Below are 17,743 nucleotides of genomic sequence, written 5' to 3'. Positions count from 1 at the left end.
ACGCCCCTGCCCCAACCCACGAGGACTGCTGTATGGACTCAGGCACTTCCCTGCGCATCGAAAAGACCGCACTGAAAGCGGTCGTCAAGAAAACCTACGTCCTGGACACCAATGTCCTGCTTCACGACCCCACCGCCATTACTGCTTTCAACGAACACCATGTGGTCATTCCCATGACCGTGCTGGAGGAGCTGGACCACATCAAGGACCGCCACGAGAAGACCGTCAGTCGCGAGGCGCGGATAGCCATCAACATGATCGACAAAGTGGTGGACGGCGCTTCGCCGCAGTCCATACAGGCGGGGGTGGACGTCCCGGGCAGCGCGGTCGAGGGGCCTCTGGGAACGCTGGCCATCTACCCCGACCAGCTGCTCACCGATGCCGGCGATGTGCCCTACCTGGATGTCACCCAGGACCAGGCCAATGACAACCGCATCATCAACGTCGCCCTGCGCCTGCAGGCGGAACAGCCCGGGGCCTTTGTCTGCCTGGTGACCAAGGACATCAACATGCGCATCAAGGCCAAGGGCTCGGGCCTGATGCATGTGGAGGACTACCGCCGGGACCGCATCCTCGACGATATCGACCTGCTGGCCAAGGGCTACCAGGTGGTGGAAGGGGATTTCTGGTCGCGTATTCCGGAGGTGGACACCTTGCGCGAGGAGGCGGTGACCCTGCACCGCGTACCCCGGCGCTACTTGCCCGAGGCCTATCCGCGCCTGTTCTACCTCGACGAACGCGACCTGGTGGCGGTGGTGCAGCGCATCGACAGCGACTATGTCTACCTGCGCTGCGACAGTCGGGACAGCCTGATGCACCGGCGCTTCTGGGGCATGTCACCGCGCAACATGGAGCAGGCCATGGCCATGGCGCTGCTAGCCGACGAGAATGTCGACATGACGGTGATGACCGGTCCCGCCGGGTCGGGCAAGACGCTGCTGGCGCTCGCCTATGGCCTGCATGCGATCCTCGAGCAGAAACGTTTCAGCAAATTGATCGTGGCGCGGTCCACGCCACCGATCGCCGAGGATATCGGTTTCCTGCCGGGAACCGAGGAGGAGAAGATGGCCCCCTGGCTGGCTGCTTTCGACGACAACCTGGAAATTCTCCACGGTGCCGACGAGTCCTGCGGTGGCAGTATCGCCTACGTCAAGGAGCGCGCGAATATCCAGTTCAAGTCGCTCAATTTCATGCGCGGGCGCTCCTTCAACAACGCCTACATCATCATCGACGAGGCCCAGGGACTGACCCAGTTCCAGCTCAAGTCGGTGATCAGCCGGGTCGGGGCGGATTCTCGCATCGTGGTGCTGGGCAACCTGGCGCAGATCGACAACAAGTACATCTCCCCCCTCACCTCGGGGCTGACCTACCTGGTGGAGAAGGCCAAGGCCTATCCCCACGCGGGCATCATGCACGTCAACGGGATTGTCCGCTCGCGTCTCGCCGCTTTTGCCGAGGAGCAGCTGTAGAGGGCCGTCAGGTGGGCGGCCGGGTCCGGTCGCTCACCCCGATGCCGGCAGTTCTGGTAAGGTGTGCGCCTGTTTACTGGCCGCTGTTGACCCCTGACGAGTCCCGCCCCCATGAAAGCCCTGTTCATCGCCCTGCAATACCTCCTGCCCCAGCACCTGCTCTCCCGTTCGGTGGGCTGGCTGGCCGGCCTGTACCGCCCCGTGTGGCTGAAAAATGCCCTGATCCAGCTGTTCATTCGCGCCTTCAAGGTCGACATGAGCGAGGCGGAAGAGCCCGACCCGACGGCCTACCCGACCTTCAATGCCTTTTTTACCCGGGCCCTGCGGCCGGGTGCACGCCCCTTGGCGGAGGAGGGCATCCTGTGTCCGGCGGATGGCACCATCAGCCAGATTGGGCGGATTCAGGAGCACAGTCTGATCCAGGCCAAGGGGCGCCGTTATTCCTCCTGGTCGCTGCTGGGCGGTGACGACGAGCGGGCCGCCTGGTACCGCAATGGTCACTTCGCCACCATTTACCTCTCGCCGCGGGATTACCACCGGGTGCACATGCCGGTCGACGGCAAGCTGGTGGCGACACGCTATGTGCCCGGCCAGCTGTTCTCGGTCAACCAGGTGACGGCAGACGGTGTAGAGGCCCTGTTTGCGCGCAACGAGCGCCTGGTCTGCCATTTCGAGACGCCCGCGGGCCCCATGGCCATGGTGCTGGTCGGTGCCATGATCGTGGCGGGCATCGAAACGGTTTGGGCGGGGCAGGTGGCGCCGCCACCGCGGCAGGTGGAGGAGCGGGATTATCTGCAGCTCCCCGAGGCGGTTGACCTAGCGCGTGGCGCCGAGATGGGCCGCTTTCAGCTCGGCTCCACGGTCATACTGCTGTTCCCGGAAGGTCGCGTCGACTGGGGCCCTGGGCTGACTGCCGGCGGTGGTGTCCGTCTGGGGCAGGCGCTCGGTCGGGTGGCCGGCTGAGCGCCCGGCGCCGTCAGCGGTAACCGGCTTCCTCCGGGGTGTTCAGGGAGGCGATGATGTGCCGGTAGCTCTCCAGGCGAGCGGGGTGGATCTGGCCGCTCTCCGCGGCCTCGAGAATGGCGCAGCCGGGTTCCTGCTCGTGGCGGCAGTCGCGGAAGCGGCAGTGCCCCAGTAGCGCACGGAATTCTCGAAAGCCCCACTCCACCTGCTCCCGCTGCATGTGCCAGAGGCCGAACTCGCGGATGCCGGGCGAGTCGATCAGGCTGCCTCCCGCGGGCAAGTGGAAGAGGCGCGCGGTCGTGGTGGTATGCGTGCCCTTGTCGCCCTGGTTGGAGAGCGGTCCGACCTGCAGGTCCACCCCGGGCAGCAGCGCGTTGACCAGTGAAGACTTTCCGACGCCCGATTGCCCGACCAGAATGCTGACCTGGCCCGCCAGGGCGGCCTGCAAATCATCCAGTCCCCCCCGGCGGCTGCTCGCCCTGACCTGCCTGTAGCCGAGGCTGTCGTAGGGGGCCAGCAGCGTGTCCATGCGCTGCCGCAGCGCGGGGTCATCGTCGAGCAGGTCGGTCTTGCTGACCAGCAGTACCGGCTCGATGTCGACGGTCTCGGCCGCCACCAGGTAGCGATCGATCAGGTTGGCGTGGGGTGGCGGCAGGGGGGCAATGACCACGAAGATGCGGTCGACATTGGCGGCTACCGGCTTCAGGCCGCCGTGCTGGGTGGGACGCAACAGTTCACTGCGACGCGGGTGGCGCGCCACCACCACGCCGGTCGGTTCGCCCGGGCACCAGGCGACCTCGTCGCCGGTCACCAGGCTCTCCAGGTTGGCACGCAGATGGCAGCGCTGTGTCCGGCCGTCCTCGCCCTCGATTTCCACCTGGGTGCCGAAATGGGCAATGACCAGGCCGCTCTGCTCCTCGCCCAGGGCGCCGGAATCCAGGGCTTCATCGGAGCGCTCGGCACGCTTGCGCGCGCGCGCACTGCGCTCGGCCTGGATTTTCTCGATACGCCAGGCTTGCTGTCGGGTGAGTTTGCGTTTGCTCATGGCCTGGCATTCTGTAGCGCCGGCGTGGAGCTGTCGAGGCATTTTGTTACACTGGCGACTTCACCGTACAGGGAGACCGGGATGCAGGATGCCAGCCACCTGATCTGGATTGATCTCGAAATGACCGGCCTGGATCCCGATCGGGACCGGATTATCGAAATCGCCACGATTGTCACCGACAGTCAGTTGAACACCCTGGCCGAGGGGCCCGTTCTGGCAGTGCACCAGAGCGATGCGGTTCTGGGCGCGATGGATGACTGGAATACCCGCCAGCACGGGGGGTCCGGCCTGGTCGACAGGGTGCGTGCCAGTCAACATGACGAGGCGGCGGCGGAGCAGGAAACCCTGGATTTTCTCGCCCACTGGGTGCCGGCTGGCGCTTCCCCCATGTGCGGGAACACGATCTGCCAGGATCGCCGCTTCCTGGCTCGTTACATGCCGCGTCTGGAGGCCTGGTTCCACTACCGCAACCTGGATGTCAGTACCCTGAAGATCCTCGCCAACCGCTGGCGTCCGGAGCTGGCGGCGGGACTGCAGAAGGGGGGTACGCACCTGGCGCTCGACGATATCCGTGACTCCATCAACGAGCTGCGTTACTACCGCGAGCACTTTCTGCGCACCGGCTGAACGGGTGCCGCCAAAAATGCAGACTGGTTGGCAGTTTTGCGTTCTCCTGCTTCAATAGGTCCGGGCGGGCATGCCAACCTGTCGTGGGGAAAACAAGTGCCGGTGCCCGCGGGGACCGGGTGAGGGGGGCGGGAATGTCGGGTCTGAAAGCCTTCTACCGTGAACTGCGACGCCGCAAGGTGCTGCGGGCCTGCCTGTGGTACTTGCTGGCGGCCTGGCTCGTACTGCAGTTGGCCTGGGTGCTTCTGCCCATTCTGGGCATGGATCGGGAGCAGGGGCTTCAACTACTGTCTGTGCTGGCGGTGGCGGGTTTTCCGCTGGCCTTTGGCCTGGCCTGGCTGTATGACCTGACCCCGGGAGGCGTCGAGCGCACGCCACCCTTCCAGGAGCGTCGGGTGCTGTCCAATATTCCCCCGCTCAACGATCGCCGCCAGGCGGGCGCCGCCGGGCAGTCGGAACCCGTCTCGCGCTTTACCTGGGTACTGTCTGCGGAGACCGGGCCCCTGGCCGGGCTCAGCTTCGGTATCGATCGCAGCGTGGTCATGGGCCGTTCGCTGGAGTCAGATATTGCCGTGGTCAGCCCCCAGGTCTCACGCCAGCATGCCCGCCTGGACCTGCAGGACGGTGGGCTATTCATTGAGGACCTCAACTCGTCCAATGGCACCGTGATCAACGGGCGCCGTCTGCGTAGCCGCACGCAGCTTCAGCACGCCGACGAAGTGCGCTTCCACGATATCGTCTTCCGTGTGGTGCATCACCCGCCGCCGTCGGCCGAGCGGGGCGTGGCGGAGATGATCAGTGACCCGACGGTCCTGCCGGCGGGCGAGCGGGAAGAGAAGTCCTAGCTCCTAGCGGCCGATTGCCGGGTCGCTGGCGTGTCGCAGGGGCTACAGAGCCCCGTGGCGCGCCAGTGCCCAGGCCACATGCTCGCGGACCAGCTCGGAGGGGTGCTCGAGTCGCGTTCGCAAGGCGCTGACCACGGACTCGCTGGTGGCTGCATTGCCCAGCGCCACGGCGATGTTGCGCAGCCAGCACGCGTGCCCGATACGGCGAATCGCCGAGCCTTCCGTGCGCTGCAGGAAGGTGGTCTCATCCCAGGCAAACAGTTCCACCAGTTCGACGTCATCCAGGCCGTGGCGCGGCTGGAAGTCGTCCTCGGCACTCTGTCGGGCGAACTTGTTCCACGGGCAGACCAGCTGGCAGTCATCGCAGCCGTAAATGCGGTTGCCCATGAGGGGGCGCAGCTCCGGGTCAATGCTGCCGCGGTGCTCGATGGTGAGGTAGGAGATGCAGCGTCGCGCATCCAGCTGGAAGGGGCCGACGAAGGCCTGGGTCGGGCAGATATCCAGGCAGGCGCGGCAACTGCCGCAGTGTTTCTGTTCCCGCGGCGCGTCAGCTGCCAGGGGCAGGTCGGTATAGATTTCGCCGAGGAAGAACCAGGAGCCCGCGCGCTCGTTGATCAGCATGGTGTTCTTGGCGATCCAGCCCAGCCCGCCGCGCTCGGCGAGGGCGCGCTCCAGCACCGGTGCGCTGTCGACGAACACGCGGTACTCCCCCCCTGCGCGCTCGCGCAGCCAGTCCGCCAGCCGCGCCAGGCGCTTGCGCATCAGTTTGTGATAATCGCGGCCCAGGGCATAGCGGGAGATGTAGGCGCGGTCGCTCTGCTGTAGAGTGGCCTCTGGTTCACGGCCTGCGGGCAGGTAGTCCAGGCGCAGGGTAATGACCCGGCAGGTGCCAGGCACCAGCAGCTCCGGGCGGCTGCGCTTGCGCCCGTGGCGCTGCATGTAATCCATGCTGCCGTGGTGGCCTGCCGCCAGCCAGCGCTCCAGGTGCGCCTCGTGCTCGGCGAGATCGATGTCGGCCACGGCGAGCGCCTGGAAGCCGGCATCTCGGGCCTGCTGCTCCAGCGCCTGGCGAAGCTGTTGATAGTCCTGATCCTGGGGCATGGGGCTGGGCTGCGAGCGGTTGGGGAATCTATAATCACGCCGTGTGGCGCCCGGAGCGCACAGTCTAGCAGGATGCAGTGGCAAGTGTTGAAACCCGGAAAGGGCAAGGGGCAAATGTTCGACTGGCGAGAACTCGAGGCACTCTACAGTGCGGAAGAGACGCGGGCGCTGGATGCCCGGGCAACTGGCGAGCTGGGGATCCCCGGTGGCATTCTCATGTCGCGGGCGGCGTCGGCGGCGCTGTCGGCTCTGCTGGAGCGCTGGCCGGAAACGGACCGGCTCCAGGTGCTCTGCGGCAGTGGCAACAACGGCGGTGACGGTTATCTGCTGGCCGAGCAGGCGCACAAGCGCGGCCTGCCGGTGCAGGTCTGGCAGTTGGCGGAACCCGCCCGGTTAAAAGGGGACGCTGCCCGGGCCCACGAGCAGGCGCGCGATGCCGGCGTGCCTATGGCGCCCTGGCGCTCTGGCTGCCTGCAGCCCCCGGGCGTGCTGGTTGACGGCATGCTGGGCACCGGGCTGGGTGGCGAGGTACGTGCGCCCGCAGCGCAGGCCATCGCCGAGTGCAATCAGTCGGGTCTGCCCGTGCTGGCCCTGGATATTCCCTCCGGGCTCTGCGCCAATACTGGCCGGATTCTCGGCGATGCGGTACGTGCCGATCTCACGGTCACTTTCATCGCGTTCAAGCGCGGGCTGTTTACCCTCTCCGGTCCCGAGTGCTGCGGCGCACTGCTGCTCAATGACCTGGCGGTGCCGCCGGAGACTTTCGCCGGGGAGGTGGCACCCTGGCGCCGCCTTTCCCTGGAGGCCTTGCTCGCAGCCTGGCCGGCGAGGTTGCCCTCGGCCCACAAGGGGCATTTCGGCACTGTGCTGGTGATTGGTGGTGACCACGGCATGGGGGGAGCCGCGCTGATGGCGGCGGAGGCCGCCCTGCGCAGCGGTGCCGGTCTGGTGCGGGTTGCCACTCGGGAAGCGCACTTGCCCGGACTGTTGGCCCGCCGCCCGGAAGCGATGGGTCAGGCGGTGCGCAACGGCGCGGACCTGATGCCCCTGCTGGAAGCTGCGGATGTTGTGGTGATCGGGCCCGGCCTGGGGCAGGGGCCCTGGGGGCAGCAGTTGCTGCAGGCCGCCCTGGAGGCCAATCTGCCCACCGTGCTGGATGCGGATGCCCTCAATCTGCTGGCCTCCCGGGCCGACTGGCTGCGCGCCCATGACGCCGGGCATATCCTGACGCCTCACCCGGGCGAGGCGGCCCGCCTGTTGGGCGCGTCGACAGCCGGCCTGCAGGCGGACCGGTTTGCCGCCGTGGCGTCGCTTCAGCAGCAGTGGGGTGGCGTCGCCCTGCTCAAGGGAAACGGCAGTGTGCTGACCGATGGCGAGACAGGTCTGCTGTCCGATTACGGCAACCCCGGCATGGCCAGTGGGGGCATGGGCGATGTTCTGTCCGGGCTGCTGGGCGGCCTGCTGGCGCAGGGGCTCTCCCCGCTGGAAGCGGCGGGCCTGGGCGTGGCCCTCCACGGGGCCGCCGCCGACCAGGCGGCCGCAGGCGGCCAGCGCGGCCTGCTGGCGTCGGATCTCATGCTGCCTTTGCGCAGGTTCCTGGGATGACGAGGTATCAGGAGGGAGGCCGCAGGGCCTGCTGGCTGGCGGACGAAGCGGCGACGGTGGCGGCCGGTGGCGACCTGGCTGCCGCGCTGGCGTCCCGCGCTCTGCTGATTTTCCTCCGCGGTGACCTGGGGGCCGGTAAAACCACGCTGGTGCGCGGTCTGTTGCGGGCCCTGGGCCACTCCGGGGCGGTGAAGAGTCCGACCTATACCCTGGTCGAGCCCTATGACTTGCCCACCGGGCCGGTGTATCACTTCGATCTGTATCGCCTGGGCGACCCCGGGGAGCTGGAGTTCATGGGTATACGCGACTACCTGGATGGCCACGCCCTGTGCCTGGTGGAGTGGCCGGAGCGCGGTGATGGGGTTTTGCCCCGGCCCGACCTGGTCATTACACTGCGCCTCGACGGTGTCGGGCGCAGGTTGGAAACCGTTGCAATTTCCCCGCAGGGGGCCGAGGTCTTGGATGGCTGGTTGGGCCAGGAGGAGTCGCCGGACGATGCGCAGGATCGGCGTTGACATGAGGCGCTTGGCAGGCTTGCTCTTGTGCTGTCTGTGCGGCGCGCTGGCGGGCACCGCCTTCGCGGCCGAGGTGCGCGACGTGCGCCTGTGGCGTGCGCCCGACCACACACGGGTGGTCTTCGACCTGACGGCGCCGGCGGAGCACCGTGTCCTGACCCTGGAGTCCCCGGACCGCGTTGTCGTGGACATTCAGCGCACGACACTGTCGACCGCCGCTCTGGAACAGCTGGAGCTGGCGGATACGCCGGTCAGCCTGGTGCGCTCGGGCATCCGCGAAGGCTATGATCTGCGGGTGGTTTTTGACCTGAAAACCGCGGTGGACCCCCGCAGCTTCCTGCTCAAGGCCAACGAGCAGGCGGGTGATCGCCTGGTGCTCGACCTCTACGATCGCTCACCGCGGCCCGCCGAAGCGGCTCCCGCCGTAGTGAAACGGGCCGACGTCTCGGCCCGCCGCGATATTATCGTGGCGATTGATGCCGGTCACGGCGGCGAGGACCCCGGCGCCATCGGGCCCAACCGCCTGCGCGAAAAGGATGTGGTCCTGGCCATCTCGAAGGAGCTGCACAAACTGCTGGAGCAGGACAGCGGGTTTTCCCCGACGCTGATTCGTACCGGTGACTACTATATCTCCCTGAAGGGGCGGCGGGACCTGGCCCGCCAGCGCCAGGCGGACCTGTTCGTCTCGATTCACGCCGATGCCTTCAAGCGGCGGGAAGCCAACGGTGCCTCGGTGTACATGCTGTCCACCCGCGGTGCCAGCTCCACCACGGCCTCCTACCTGGCCCAGCGGGAGAACGAAGCGGATCTGGTCGGGGGCGTGCGGCTCTCCGACAAGGACGACGTGCTCGCGGGGGTACTCGCCGACCTGTCCATGACCAGCACCCTGGACCACAGCGCTCGCGTTGGCGACAAGGTGCTCCGGCGCATGGATACCATTGCCCGCCTGCACAAGCGCAATGTCGAGCAGGCGGGCTTCGCCGTGCTCAAATCGCCGGACATTCCCTCGATCCTGGTCGAGACCGGCTTTATTTCCAACCCGGGTGAGGCGAGCAAGCTGGCCACCCGGGACTACCAGCGCAAGGTGGCCCAGGCGATTCACGCCGGGATTCGCGACTGGTTCCTCTACAGTCCGCCGGCGGGTACGCTGCTGGCCTGGCAGAAGGAGCAGGGCGGGCAGGAGTATGTCATTGCCCGGGGTGATACACTGTCCGACATCGCCCAGCGCTTCAATGTGTCGGTCAATGATCTGCGCGCCCACAACGGCCTCAACGGTTCGCGCATCCTGGTCGGCCAGACGCTGAAAATCCCCGCTACCTGACAACCACGCCGCAACCGCCCATGCCCCGAATTCATCGCCTCAGCACGAGGCTCGCCAACCAGATCGCCGCCGGCGAGGTGGTGGAGCGCCCCGCTTCCGTGGTCAAGGAAATCCTCGAGAACAGCCTGGATGCCGGTGCCACCCGCATTGATATCGACGTCGAGGCTGGCGGCGTCCAGCTGATTCGCGTGCGTGACAATGGCCAGGGCATGGAGCCCGATGACCTGCCCCTGGCCCTGGCGCGCCACGCCACCAGCAAGATCCGCAGCCTGGAAGATCTGGAACAGGTGGGCAGCCTCGGCTTTCGCGGCGAGGCCTTGGCGAGTATCGGCTCGGTTTCGCGCCTTACGCTGACCACCAACCACCGGGAGGACAGCAGCGAGGGCTGCTCGGCGCTGTGCGAGGGCCGCGACATGCAGGTCGAGGTGCGCCCTGCGCCCCACCCCCGTGGCACCACTGTCGAGGTGCGCGACCTGTTCTTCAATACTCCGGCGCGGCGCAAGTTCCTGCGCACTGAAAAGACCGAGTTCGGGCACCTGGAGGAAGTGGTCAAGCGCCTGGCGCTGTCGCGCTTCGAGGTGGGTTTCACCCTGCGTCACAATGGCCGCGTGGTGCACGCCCTGAAGCCCGCCCTGGATGAAGTCCAGGCGCGCCGTCGCGTGGCGGCCGTGTGCGGGCCAGCCTTCATGGAGCAGTCGATCCACCTGGACAGCGAGCGCACGGATCTGCGTCTCTGGGGCTGGGTCGGTCTGCCCACCTTCTCCCGCAGCCAGGCCGATTCGCAGTACTTTTTCGTCAATGGCCGGGTGATCCGCGACAAGCTGATTGCCCACGCCGTCAAGCAGGCGTATCGCGACGTGCTCTATCACGGTCGCCACCCCGCCTTTGTGCTGTTCCTCGAGCTCGACCCGGCGCAGGTGGATGTCAATGTGCACCCCGGCAAGCACGAAGTGCGCTTCCGGGACAGCCGCGCGGTGCACCAGTGCGTCTTCGGCACCCTGCATCGGGCCCTGGCGGAGGTCCGCCCGGAGACGGCCGCGCCGCCGGTGCGCACCGCGGAAGGGCTGGCGGTGGATACGGAGACCGGGGAGGTGGCTCGCCAGCCGGGCCTGTCCTGGGGGGCGCCGGCGCCGACAGGGCCGGCGGGCTACCGTCCCTCGCCGGCCCCGGCCCCCGGGCTGGCGCTGGAGCAGGTGCGTAGCTATGCCGGGCTGCACCCGCCTGCGGCGGGCATGCCGGAGCAGGCCGCGCCCGAGGAAGTGCCCCCCCTGGGCTATGCCCTGGCCCAGCTCAAGGGCATCTACATCCTGGCGGAGAATGCCCACGGACTGGTGCTGGTGGACATGCATGCCGCCCACGAGCGCATTACCTACGAGCGGCTCAAGGCCTCCCGGGCCAGCGAGGGTGTCCGCAGCCAGCCGCTGCTGGTGCCCCAGGCGATGGCGGTCAGTCAGCGTGAGGTGCGCCTGGCCAGTGAACACGCGGCCCTGTTCAGCGACCTGGGTCTGGTGCTCGAGGTGGCCGGGGAGGAGTCACTGATGATCCGGCAGGTGCCGGTGGCCCTGCGCGATGCGGATATTCCCGCCCTGGTCCGCGACGTGCTGGCGGACCTGGCGGAGTACGGCAGCTCCGATCGCATCGAGGCGCACCTGGACGAGATTCTCTCGACCATGGCCTGCCACGGCTCGGTGCGTGCCAACCGCCGGCTGACGGTCCCGGAAATGAATGCTCTGCTGCGGGACATGGAGGCCACCGAGCGCGCCGGCCAGTGCAACCACGGCCGCCCCACCTGGACCCAGCTGGGCCTGGAGGATCTCGACCGCCTGTTCCTGCGGGGGCGGTAAGCCATGTCATCCAACGACTCGCGGCCGCGCCTGGTCTGCGTGATGGGGCCGACCGCCGCCGGCAAGACCGATCTGGCGATCGCGCTGGCGGAGCGCCTCAACGGCGAGCTGGTCAGTGTGGATTCCGCGCTGGTCTACCGGGGCATGGACATCGGCACGGCCAAGCCGGACTACCCGCATCACCTGGTGGATATTCGCGATCCCTCGGAAAGCTACTCCGCGGCACAGTTTGCCGTGGACGCCGCGCACTGTTGTGCCGAGATCGTCGCCCGCGGTCGGTTGCCGATTCTGGTGGGTGGCACCATGCTCTATTTCCGCGCCTTCCTCGAGGGGCTCGCGGATATGCCCGCCAGCGACCCGGTCGAGCGCGAGGCGATTGCCCGTCGGGCCGAGCGTGAGGGCTGGCCCGCGCTGCATGCCGAGCTGGCGGCCGTCGACCCGCAGGTCGCGGCGCGTATTCATCCCAATCATTCCCAGCGTATCAGTCGCGCCCTGGAGGTCTATCGCGCCAGCGGTATCCCCCTGAGTGCCTGGCAGGCGCGGACCGGTGAGCAAGCCCCTCCCGCTGCCGCCTATCGGGTCAGTCAGCTGGCGGTCTGCCCCGCGGATCGCGGGCTGCTGCACCGGCGCATCGACCTGCGTTTCCGGCAGATGCTGGCGGCGGGGTTGCTGGAAGAGGTCGACGCGCTCTACCGGCGCGGTGACCTGCACCCGGACCTGCCGGCGATCCGCGCAGTGGGCTACCGGCAGCTCTGGCAACATCTGGCCGGCGAATGCACCCTGGAGGAGGCGGTCGAGCGCGGGATAGCCGCGACCCGACAGCTGGCCAAGCGCCAGTTGACCTGGCTGCGCAAGTGGCATGGTCTGACCTGGCTGTTGACCGACAGCGCGGGGAACGTTTCCGTTCCGGCAGGGTCTGACCAGCCGGGTGTGTCGGCAGTGGACGCGGCGGGTAAAAATTCACCAAAAGTGAAAAAACTGCTCGAAGCTGCCTTGAACTCTCTGGATATTGCCCCAACCAACCCGGGTTCCTGATCTATAATAGGCCAGGTGGCAACCGGAGACGGCCCAGACCCTGGTCGCGCTGGCGCGATCAACAGAGGTACGTACTTTTCATTCATCATTTTTTGGCTCATGTTGAGCCGGCCTGAGGAGAGAATCATGTCGAAAGGGCACACGCTACAAGACCCTTATCTGAACATATTGCGCAAGGAGCGGGTCCCCGTTTCCATTTATCTGGTCAACGGCATCAAGCTGCAGGGGCAGATCGAATCTTTCGATCAGTTTGTGGTGCTGCTCAAGAATACCGTGAGCCAGATGGTCTACAAGCACGCCATCTCCACTGTCGTGCCGTCCCGCGTGGTGCGTCTGCCCATGCAGAACCCGCCGGAAGACGATGACGCCGGTAGCTGATCCCCCTTCCCACCGGTGGCGCACCCGCGCCGCCGGGCGCTTTCCTTCCCGAGGCTGACTTGTTTTTCGATCGACCTGCATCCGGCGAGCGTGCCGTGCTGGTGCACTTGCACCTGTCTTCAGAAATTGAGCGCGAGGAGCCCCGCGAGTTCGAGGAGCTGGCGCTGTCTGCCGGCGCCGATCCGATGGCCTGGGTCATGGGCAGTCGCGATGCGCCGCATCCCAAGACCTTCGTCGGCTCCGGCAAACTGGAGGAGATCCTGGACACGGTGCGCGAGCACGAGGCCGAAGTGGTGCTCTTCAATCACGCCCTCAGCCCGAGCCAGGAGCGCAACCTGGAACGCGCCCTGCAGTGCCGGGTGCTCGACCGCACCGGTCTGATCCTGGACATCTTTGCCCAGCGGGCGCGTACCCACGAGGGCAAGTTGCAGGTGGAGCTGGCGCAGCTGCGGCACATGAGCACCCGGCTGGTGCGCGGCTGGACCCACCTCGAGCGGCAGAAGGGGGGTATCGGTCTGCGCGGCCCGGGGGAAACGCAGCTGGAGACCGACCGCCGCCTGCTGCGCGCCCGCATCAAGGCGATTACCGCGCGCCTGGAAAAGGTTCAGCGTCAGCGCGACCAGGGCCGCCGGGCACGGCGCCGTGCGGAAGTGCCCACGCTCTCTCTGGTCGGCTACACCAACGCCGGCAAGTCCACGCTGTTCAATCGTCTGACGGAATCCCGGGTCTACGCGGCCGATCAACTGTTCGCGACCCTGGATCCCACTCTCCGGCGACTCGAGCTGGGTGAGGCGGGCCCGGTGATTCTGGCCGACACCGTGGGCTTTATTTCCCATCTGCCGCACAAGCTGGTGGACGCTTTCAAGGCGACCCTGGAGGAGACGGTCAGCGCCGATCTGCTGTTGCATGTGATCGATGCGGCAAGTGATCAGCGGGAGGACAATATTGCCCAGGTCGAGGAAGTACTGGATGAAATTGGCGCCCGCGAGGTCCCCGTTCTGCAGGTCTTCAACAAGCTCGATCTGCTTGAGCAGCCGCCGCGTATAGATCGTGACGAGGACGGCAAGCCCTGGCGTGTCTGGGTCAGTGCGGTAAGCGGTGACGGCTGTGACTTGCTCCTGCAGGCAATCGCGGAGCGCGTCGGCGATGACATGGTCGAGGAGTCCCTGGAGCTGGCACCAGAACAGGGGCGTCTGCGCGCTGCCCTCTACCGCCTCAACGCCGTCTCGGAGGAGCGTTTCGGCGACGACGGTCGCGCGCGCCTGCAAGTGCGCCTCCCCCGCGCCGAATGGAACCGGCTGATGAAGGCGGAGTCCGCGGCGGAGCAATGAGGCGGTTTGTCCACTCGCAGGGTTAAAATTTGTTAGACTGCGGCGAATCTGATCACAGGAGTGCGGTAATGGCCTGGAACGAGCCGGGTGGCGGCAACAACAAGCCCAGGGATCCCTGGGGCGGCGGCAATCAGGGGCCTCCGGATCTGGACGAGGCCCTGAAAAAACTCCAGGAGCGCCTCGGCGGCCTGTTTGGCGGTGGGCGTCGCGGTGGTGGCAGCGGTTCCGGTCGCGGGGTTTCGGGCAGCCTGCTGGGCGTGCTGGCGCTGGTTGCGGTGGCAGTCTGGGCGCTGCTGGGTCTCTACCAGGTGGATGAGCAGGAGCGGGCGGTCGTGCTGCGCTTCGGCAAGTACTACGACACGGTGCAGCCGGGCCTGCAGTGGAATCCGCCGCTGATTGACGAGGTCATCAAGGTCAACACGACCCGTGTCCGTGCGGCCAGCTTCCGCGAAATCATGCTGACCCAGGACGAGAATATCGTCGAGGTGCGCATGTCGGTGCAGTACGTGATCGACGACCCCACCAGTTTTGTCCTGCGGGTGCGAGACCCGGAGAACTCCCTGCAGCACGCGGCCCAGAGCGCCCTGCGTCACGTCGTGGGCGACATGCGCATGGATTCGGTGCTGACCGAGGGCCGTGCCCGCATCGGTATCGAGGTAGGCGATCGCCTGCAGCGCTACATCTCCATGTATGAAACCGGTATTCGCATCGTCAAGATCAACGTCGACGAGTCCAAGCCGCCCTCACAGGTGCAGGCCGCCTTTGACGACGTGATCAAGGCGCGCGAGGACGAGGAACGCCTGAAGAACGAAGCCGAGGCCTACGCCAACGGTATCGTTCCCGAGGCCCGCGGTCGCGCCCAGCGCGCGATCGAAGAGGCCAGCGCCTACCGGGAGCAGGTGGTGGCCAATGCCCAGGGTGAGGCGAGCCGCTTCAGCGCGCTGCTGAAGGAATACGCACGGGCGCCGAAAGTGACCCGGGAGCGCCTCTATCTGGAGGCGGTGCAGCAGGTACTGGCGAGCACCAACAAGGTGATGGTCGACGTCGAGGGCGGTAACAACGTGATGTACCTGCCCCTCGACAAGCTGCAGAGCCAGTCCACGGGCGGCGTCAGTGGCAGTCTGGCGCCCGGTGGCGTGCCGCGGGTGGATAGCAACGCCCTGCGCGAGCTGACCAACGCGGTCGCCGAACAGCTGCGGCAGGATGCCGACGCCAACACTATTCGCCGGGGAGGTCGCTGATGAGTGGCAGAGGAATGAGCTGGCTGCTGGTCGCAGTACTGGCGCTGTTCGTGCTTTCCAACACCATATTTGTGGTCAAGGAAACCGAGCGGGCCGTCATGCTGCAGTTCGGTGAAGTGGTCAATCCCGACCTGGCGCCGGGTATCCATGTGAAGGTGCCTTTCGTCAACAATGTGCGCAAGTTCGAGGGTCGCCTGCTGACCGTGGATTCCACACCCGAGCGCTTCTTCACCATGGAGAAGAAGGCCCTGGTGGTGGATTCCTACGCCAAGTTCCGGGTTGCCGACACCGCGCGTTTTTACACCGCGACCAATGGCGAGGAGTCCCGTGCCATGGGGCTGCTGGCGCAGCGTATCAACGACGGGCTGCGTAACCAGGTGGCGGTGCGGACGATCCAGGAAGTGGTTTCCGGTCAGCGTGACCAGCTGATGGAGGACCTTACCGAGGAGCTCTCCCAGGTGGCCCTGGACGAATACGGCGTCGAAGTCGTGGATGTGCGGGTCAAGCAGATCGACCTGCCCCAGGACGTCTCCGAGTCGGTCTATCGGCGTATGAATGCCGAGCGCGAGAAGGAAGCCCGGGAGCATCGTTCCCAGGGGCAGGAGCTGGCCGAGGGGATTCGTGCGGCGGCGGATCGCGAAGTGACAGTGCTCGAGGCCAATGCCTACCGGGATGCCCAGGAAATCCGCGGTGAGGGCGATGCCGAGGCGACCCGCATCTACGCCGAGGCCTTTGGCGCAGACCCGGAGTTCTACGCGTTCACCCGCAGCCTCCGCGCCTACCAGGATGCCTTCAGTGGCAGTGGCGACATGCTGCTTCTCAAGCCGGACAGCGAGTTCTTCCGCTATCTGAAAGACCCCAGCGGAGGGGAATAGCACCAAAAAATCACGGGTACCCCCGGGGTGGCCTGTGATAGAATTCTGCAACCGTGGGCATCGGCCTTGCCATGATCAGGAGCCGTCCCCGCGGTTTTTTTATGGCTGAGTGGCATGCCGACTGGGACTTGGCCCTCCGGGGTCGGGGGGGCACGTGGATTTCTGGCAGGTACTACCCGTCGCTCTGGCGCTGGTGCTGGTGATTGAGGGGATGCTTCCCTTTCTCAGCCCGGGACGCTGGCGACAGATGATTGTCCAGGTGGCAGCACTGGAAGATCGGCTTATTCGCAACATCGGCCTCGGCAGCATGCTGCTGGGCCTGCTGCTGTTGTATTGGGTTCATTAGGCGGAACAGGGCTTATGGTGACAGTGGAACGCTGGCAACTGCCGGACGGTGTGGAGGAAGTGCTTCCCGCCCAGGCGGCCGTGGTGGAAAACCTGCGCCGACAGTTGCTGGATCTCTACCACGGCTGGGGCTACCAGCTGGTGATTCCGCCGCTGGTGGAGTTCACCGAGTCCCTGCTGATCGGGTTGGGGAAGGATCTCGATCTGCTGACCTTCCGTATGACCGACCAGCTCAGTGGACGCACCCTGGGTGTGCGTGCCGATATTACACCCCAGGTCGCCCGGATTGATGCCCACAGCCTGGCCCAGCCGGGCATTACCCGTCTGTGCTACGCCGGCTCTGTCCTGCACACGCGGCCGAAGTCGCTGATGGCTTCCCGCTCCCCCATTCAGGTTGGCGCGGAGCTCTACGGCGACGACAGCCTGGCCGCGGATCTCGAGATCATCCAGTTGATGCTGGCGACACTCGCCAGTGCGGGCCTGCGGGGGGTGACTCTCGACCTCGGGCATGTGGGAGTCTACGAAGCCGTGCTCGCCGCCGCCCAGCTGGATGACGAATGCGAGCAGGCGGTGTTCGATGCCCTGCAGCGCAAGTCGCGACCCGACCTGGCCGTGGCCCTGGGTGAGGTGCCGGCGCCGGTCGCGGCGATGATCACCGGGCTGCTGGACCTGCACGGTGATGAGCAGGTACTGGCGCGAGCCCGCCAGCAGCTCGCCGAGCAGGCGCCCGGAGCACTGCAGGCGGTCGAGGCCCTGGAGTCCATCGCCGGCGCCCTGCGCGCGGTGCAGCCCGACCTGCAACTGTATTTCGACCTGGCAGAGCTGCGCGGCTACCACTACCACACCGGCGTGGTATTCGCTGCCTATGTGCCCGGTCACGGCCAGGCCCTGGCCAATGGCGGCCGCTACAACGACGTGGGCCGGGTGTTCGGCCGCGCCCGTCCGGCCACTGGCTTTGCCACCGACCTCAAGGCCCTGATGACCCTGATGCCGCCGACGGAAAGTGCCGGTGGTGCCATTGATGCACCCTCGACACCGGATCCCGACCTGCTGGCCGCTGTCCGGCGCCTGCGCGAGTCGGGTGAGGTGGTCATTGGACGCCTGGGTGACGACCCCGATCCCCGCTGTGATCGCACCCTGGTTTTCCAGGGCGCAACGTGGCAGGTACAACCTCTCAACCGCTGACCAAACCTGAAGAGCAAG

The 17,743-nt window shown here is 66.4% G+C and carries 17 protein-coding genes; 15 read left to right on the top strand and 2 right to left on the bottom strand.

Translation table 11 applies throughout. The annotated features are described in order from the left end of the window. The first annotated feature begins 32 nt into the window (after positions 1-32). Positions 33-1,469, top strand: a complete 1,437-nt coding sequence (locus tag ACYVGS_RS16425; protein WP_460589771.1) for a PhoH family protein — start codon at positions 33-35, stop codon at positions 1,467-1,469. Positions 1,470-1,580: 111 nt separating this feature from the next. After that, the gene (asd, locus tag ACYVGS_RS16420) at positions 1,581-2,432 is read left to right on the top strand and encodes a phosphatidylserine decarboxylase (protein WP_460589770.1); all 852 of its coding nucleotides are present in this window, start codon (positions 1,581-1,583) and stop codon (positions 2,430-2,432) included. A 13-nt stretch (positions 2,433-2,445) separates the two neighbouring features. Here the strand turns inward: asd and rsgA are convergent, their stop codons facing one another. Continuing rightward, entirely contained in the window at positions 2,446-3,477 is a 1,032-nt protein-coding gene (gene rsgA / locus ACYVGS_RS16415; RefSeq protein ID WP_460589769.1) for a ribosome small subunit-dependent GTPase A, read from the bottom strand. 81 nt (positions 3,478-3,558) lie between these two features. Here rsgA and orn point away from each other — a divergent pair, with 81 nt between their 5' ends. Further along, entirely contained in the window at positions 3,559-4,104 is a 546-nt protein-coding gene (orn, locus tag ACYVGS_RS16410; RefSeq protein WP_460589768.1) for an oligoribonuclease, read from the top strand. A gap of 134 nt (positions 4,105-4,238) precedes the next feature. Next, complete coding sequence (locus ACYVGS_RS16405) at positions 4,239-4,949, top strand: FHA domain-containing protein (protein WP_460589767.1); 711 nt, start codon at positions 4,239-4,241, stop codon at positions 4,947-4,949. A gap of 42 nt (positions 4,950-4,991) precedes the next feature. Here ACYVGS_RS16405 and queG read toward each other — a convergent pair whose 3' ends face one another. Then, positions 4,992-6,050 carry a tRNA epoxyqueuosine(34) reductase QueG gene (gene queG / locus ACYVGS_RS16400; RefSeq protein WP_460589766.1) on the bottom strand — a complete coding sequence of 353 codons (1,059 nt, stop codon included), beginning with the start codon at positions 6,048-6,050 and terminating at the stop codon, positions 4,992-4,994. Between the two features lie 84 nt (positions 6,051-6,134). On the opposite strand from queG, the gene ACYVGS_RS16395 reads away from it, so the two are divergent. The 11 genes from ACYVGS_RS16395 (at position 6,135) to ACYVGS_RS16345 (ending at position 17,725) form a co-directional block, all read left to right on the top strand. After that, positions 6,135-7,655, top strand: a complete 1,521-nt coding sequence (locus tag ACYVGS_RS16395; RefSeq protein ID WP_460589765.1) for a carbohydrate kinase family protein — start codon at positions 6,135-6,137, stop codon at positions 7,653-7,655. Then, positions 7,652-8,170 carry a tRNA (adenosine(37)-N6)-threonylcarbamoyltransferase complex ATPase subunit type 1 TsaE gene (tsaE, locus tag ACYVGS_RS16390; RefSeq protein WP_460589764.1) on the top strand — a complete coding sequence of 173 codons (519 nt, stop codon included), beginning with the start codon at positions 7,652-7,654 and terminating at the stop codon, positions 8,168-8,170. Before ACYVGS_RS16395 ends, tsaE begins: the two co-directional genes overlap by 4 nt. Position 8,171: 1 nt before the next feature. After that, positions 8,172-9,491, top strand: coding sequence for an N-acetylmuramoyl-L-alanine amidase (locus tag ACYVGS_RS16385; RefSeq protein ID WP_460589763.1), 1,320 nt, complete (start codon positions 8,172-8,174; stop codon positions 9,489-9,491). Between the two features lie 20 nt (positions 9,492-9,511). Beyond that, on the top strand, positions 9,512-11,335 hold the full coding sequence (gene mutL / locus ACYVGS_RS16380) for a DNA mismatch repair endonuclease MutL (RefSeq protein ID WP_460589762.1): 1,824 nt from the start codon (positions 9,512-9,514) through the stop codon (positions 11,333-11,335). Positions 11,336-11,338: 3 nt separating this feature from the next. Beyond that, positions 11,339-12,370 (top strand): tRNA (adenosine(37)-N6)-dimethylallyltransferase, encoded by a 1,032-nt coding sequence (miaA, locus tag ACYVGS_RS16375; protein ID WP_460589761.1) that lies wholly within the window; start codon positions 11,339-11,341, stop codon positions 12,368-12,370. Positions 12,371-12,496: 126 nt separating this feature from the next. Continuing rightward, the gene (gene hfq, locus ACYVGS_RS16370; protein ID WP_460589760.1) at positions 12,497-12,748 is read left to right on the top strand and encodes an RNA chaperone Hfq; all 252 of its coding nucleotides are present in this window, start codon (positions 12,497-12,499) and stop codon (positions 12,746-12,748) included. 59 nt (positions 12,749-12,807) lie between these two features. After that, the gene (hflX, locus tag ACYVGS_RS16365; RefSeq protein ID WP_460589759.1) at positions 12,808-14,079 is read left to right on the top strand and encodes an HflX GTPase family protein; all 1,272 of its coding nucleotides are present in this window, start codon (positions 12,808-12,810) and stop codon (positions 14,077-14,079) included. A gap of 68 nt (positions 14,080-14,147) precedes the next feature. Further along, entirely contained in the window at positions 14,148-15,320 is a 1,173-nt protein-coding gene (hflK, locus tag ACYVGS_RS16360) for a protease modulator HflK (RefSeq protein WP_460589758.1), read from the top strand. Then, positions 15,320-16,195, top strand: coding sequence for a protease modulator HflC (gene hflC / locus ACYVGS_RS16355; protein WP_460589757.1), 876 nt, complete (start codon positions 15,320-15,322; stop codon positions 16,193-16,195). Before hflK ends, hflC begins: the two co-directional genes overlap by 1 nt. Before the next feature lie 154 nt (positions 16,196-16,349). Beyond that, positions 16,350-16,541 (top strand): DUF2065 domain-containing protein, encoded by a 192-nt coding sequence (locus ACYVGS_RS16350; protein WP_460589756.1) that lies wholly within the window; start codon positions 16,350-16,352, stop codon positions 16,539-16,541. A 14-nt stretch (positions 16,542-16,555) separates the two neighbouring features. Beyond that, complete coding sequence (locus ACYVGS_RS16345) at positions 16,556-17,725, top strand: ATP phosphoribosyltransferase regulatory subunit (RefSeq protein WP_460589755.1); 1,170 nt, start codon at positions 16,556-16,558, stop codon at positions 17,723-17,725. Positions 17,726-17,743 lie beyond the last annotated feature (18 nt).

It is taken from the genome of Haliea atlantica, assembly GCF_054779855.1.
This window is presented reverse-complemented; position numbering and strand designations above follow the sequence as displayed.

Excerpts from the sequence above, each read along its gene's own strand:
- ACYVGS_RS16425 (WP_460589771.1), top strand. The coding sequence starts at position 33 with ATGGACTCAGGCACTTCCCTGCGCATCGAAAAGACCGCACTGAAAGCG.
- asd (WP_460589770.1), top strand. The coding sequence starts at position 1,581 with ATGAAAGCCCTGTTCATCGCCCTGCAATACCTCCTGCCCCAGCACCTG.
- rsgA (WP_460589769.1), bottom strand. The coding sequence starts at position 3,477 with ATGAGCAAACGCAAACTCACCCGACAGCAAGCCTGGCGTATCGAGAAA.
- orn (WP_460589768.1), top strand. The coding sequence starts at position 3,559 with ATGCAGGATGCCAGCCACCTGATCTGGATTGATCTCGAAATGACCGGC.
- ACYVGS_RS16405 (WP_460589767.1), top strand. The coding sequence starts at position 4,239 with ATGTCGGGTCTGAAAGCCTTCTACCGTGAACTGCGACGCCGCAAGGTG.
- queG (WP_460589766.1), bottom strand. The coding sequence starts at position 6,050 with ATGCCCCAGGATCAGGACTATCAACAGCTTCGCCAGGCGCTGGAGCAG.
- tsaE (WP_460589764.1), top strand. The coding sequence starts at position 7,652 with ATGACGAGGTATCAGGAGGGAGGCCGCAGGGCCTGCTGGCTGGCGGAC.
- ACYVGS_RS16385 (WP_460589763.1), top strand. The coding sequence starts at position 8,172 with ATGAGGCGCTTGGCAGGCTTGCTCTTGTGCTGTCTGTGCGGCGCGCTG.
- mutL (WP_460589762.1), top strand. The coding sequence starts at position 9,512 with ATGCCCCGAATTCATCGCCTCAGCACGAGGCTCGCCAACCAGATCGCC.
- miaA (WP_460589761.1), top strand. The coding sequence starts at position 11,339 with ATGTCATCCAACGACTCGCGGCCGCGCCTGGTCTGCGTGATGGGGCCG.
- hfq (WP_460589760.1), top strand. The coding sequence starts at position 12,497 with ATGTCGAAAGGGCACACGCTACAAGACCCTTATCTGAACATATTGCGC.
- hflK (WP_460589758.1), top strand. The coding sequence starts at position 14,148 with ATGGCCTGGAACGAGCCGGGTGGCGGCAACAACAAGCCCAGGGATCCC.
- hflC (WP_460589757.1), top strand. The coding sequence starts at position 15,320 with ATGAGTGGCAGAGGAATGAGCTGGCTGCTGGTCGCAGTACTGGCGCTG.
- ACYVGS_RS16345 (WP_460589755.1), top strand. The coding sequence starts at position 16,556 with ATGGTGACAGTGGAACGCTGGCAACTGCCGGACGGTGTGGAGGAAGTG.